The sequence below is a fragment of the Pseudomonas sp. genome (assembly GCF_049645325.1).
GTDB lineage: Bacteria > Pseudomonadota > Gammaproteobacteria > Pseudomonadales > Pseudomonadaceae > Aquipseudomonas.
In genome coordinates this window covers 1-2,538 of the sequence record NZ_JBARTQ010000015.1, presented here as the reverse complement: position 1 = coordinate 2,538, position 2,538 = coordinate 1, and the positions used below count along the sequence as shown (strand labels likewise).

Annotated in this window: 2 protein-coding genes; both read left to right on the top strand. The window is 58.9% G+C overall.

Features of this window, described 5'->3' with window-relative positions:
* Positions 1-1,040 (top strand): efflux RND transporter permease subunit (locus WBB95_RS00415; protein WP_424485796.1); only part of this gene is annotated, 1,040 nt, incomplete at its 5' end.
* 110 nt (positions 1,041-1,150) lie between these two features.
* The coding region (locus WBB95_RS00410; protein WP_424485795.1) for a DUF6531 domain-containing protein at positions 1,151-2,538 on the top strand (1,388 nt) is incomplete at its 3' end.

The following is a 2,538-nucleotide window of genomic DNA, read 5'->3' as shown; positions in this document are numbered from 1 at the left end:
TGTCCGAGGAGGTGCGCGCAGTCGTCGCCGCGAACACGCTGACAAAAGACGCCTTCCTCGACTGGGGCGAGCGCACCAGCGGCTATCGCCTGGTAGTGGATCAGGACCGCCTGCGCCTGCTGGGTTTCACCCCCAACGAGGTCAAATCCCAGCTGAATGCCTTGCTCAGCGGCAACCCGATTACCGAAGTCCGCGAGGGCAACCGCACCGTGTCCGTCGTCGCCCGTGCCCAGGGCAACCAGCGCGAGAACCTGGGCAACCTCAACAACATGACCCTGACCAACAGCGCCGGCACGTCGGTGCCGCTGGCCCAGGTCGGGCATTTCCAGGCTGTCATGGAGGAGCCGATCCTCAAGCGCCGCAACCGCGCCACCACCGTGGAAGTGCGCGCCGACATCATCGACGGCGTGCAACCCCCCGACGTGGAAATGGCCGTGTACAAGGACCTGCAACCGCTGATTGGCAAACTTCCCGCCGGTTACCAGATCGACATCGGCGGCCCGGTGGAAGAAAGCGCCAAGGCCAACGTCGCCCTCGCCGCATTGTTCCCGATCATGATCCTGCTGACGCTCACGGTGATCATGTTCCAGGTGCGCTCGTTCGGCGTGATGTTCATGGTTTTCGCCACCGCGCCCTTGGGCTTGATTGGCGCCGTGCCGACCTTGTTGCTGTTCAACCAGCCCTTCGGGTTTAACGCGATTCTGGGGTTGATCGGCATCGGCGGCATCCTGATGCGCAACACGCTGATCTTTACTGACCAGATTCGCCAGAACGAGGAACACGGCATGGCGATTCACGAGGCCATTATCGAAGCCACGGTGCGACGTGCAAGGCCAGTGATATTGACCGCGCTGGCGGCGGCGCTGGCGTTTATTCCGCTGACGCTGTCGGTGTTCTGGTCGTCCCTGGCTTATGTGCTGATTGGCGGGGTGCTGGTGGGTACGGTGTTGACGCTGTTGTTCCTGCCGGCGCTGTGCAGCTTGGTGCTTGGCCGAAAGCGCACGAAAGCTGCTGAAACGTCCCACGTTAAGGCGGGATAAGCTCTACAGCCCTTTCTTGAAAACCTCTGCAAAGTCCTTCGCCTGATCACACAGTGCGAGGGATTGCAGATGGTTATTTTCGTTGGTGCCCTGATAGTTGGGGCTGTGTTTTGAATCCGGCCATTGGCAGGCTGGCCCTGACCCCAATGGATGTAAAGACGATCGATGTTGAAAGCGTCTTGCGTGATTTCCGGGGGTGCCTGAACACCTTTGACGAGTGGGCTGAGAGCTTTTGGAGCTTTTCGGCGCTGGATGTCGAGCAGATATTCAAGGTCGGAGAAGAGGTGGCGCTGGTCGCCCCCATCAACCGCGCCATCATTCCCAGCAGCACCGTCGCCACCTGCCAAACCAATGGCACGTTGACCCTGGTGCACATGTTTCAGAGCTCGCGATTTGTGCCCATCGGCAACACGCCGGTGGTACTGCAACGCGTCGACCCCAAAGGCGGCCCCCTGGGCGAACCGATCTACAAGACCATCGGCCCGAGCGGCATCCTCGAAATCAACGAGTGTGATCGCAACCAGAAGTACCGAATCAATTTTTATCCCAACGTTTCCAAGGATCACGTCAAGGCGCTGTATGCGTCTTATCAGTCTGTGATCGAGGGGTTGGACGTTCGTCTGCGCGAAGAGTGGAACAGCACCTTTCAAGCTCAGTGGAAAGACTATACGGACGCCAAGCCGCTTGACCGACGCAGGATGCTGGAAGCGGCATTTCTCAGCGGCATGGGCAACGCGCTCTACAGCCTGTGGGACAACATTACGCTGCTGTATGACGTGCTGGCGGACATAAAACCTAACAGCGAGAAGTTGCTGCAATACGTCTCCCAAGCCGAACTTGATGAGCTTTTGAAGCTGGGTAACGACGCCATTGCCAATGGCCTGTTGGTGCTTAGCGATGAACCGCTGTTGTTTATCTATCTGTCGGCGATGGTCAGCTGGATGCGGATGCTACCGCCGCCGGAAATGAATGAGTTGATGGGGGAAATCACCGGCGAGGTGTTGATTAACCTGTTTTTGATCTGGTCGACGCGAGGCATGGGGGTTCGGATTCGCCTGGGTGTTCAGGTCTTGAGTCATATCAAATCCGGACGTGCACGTAAGTGGTTAGAGACGCTGGCTGAGCAGCTTGTGGTGCCCAAGTTGGAAGCGCACGCCGACGCGGTGAAGCCTTTGTTGCTCGGTAGCGCGGCGACGTCGATCAAGACGATTCCGGCTGTGCCCTTAAAGGCTGGGGAAACGTTGGTCTCGAACCCGGTGCCTGCGGTTCGTAGCAAGACGCAGCAGACGGCGCTGGTCAGGCAGGAACATGTCGATGATGTGCCTGCGTCGGGTAAGAACCAGAACGGGGATGCGGCGGCCTCTGCGGACAAAACCGTAACCAATGGTTGCCCGGTGTCGATGGTCACCGGCGAGGAATTGCTGACACTGGTTGACGGCACGCTGGACGGGGTTTTGCCGTTTGAGTGGACGCGGGTGTATCGCACCAGTGCCGTGGA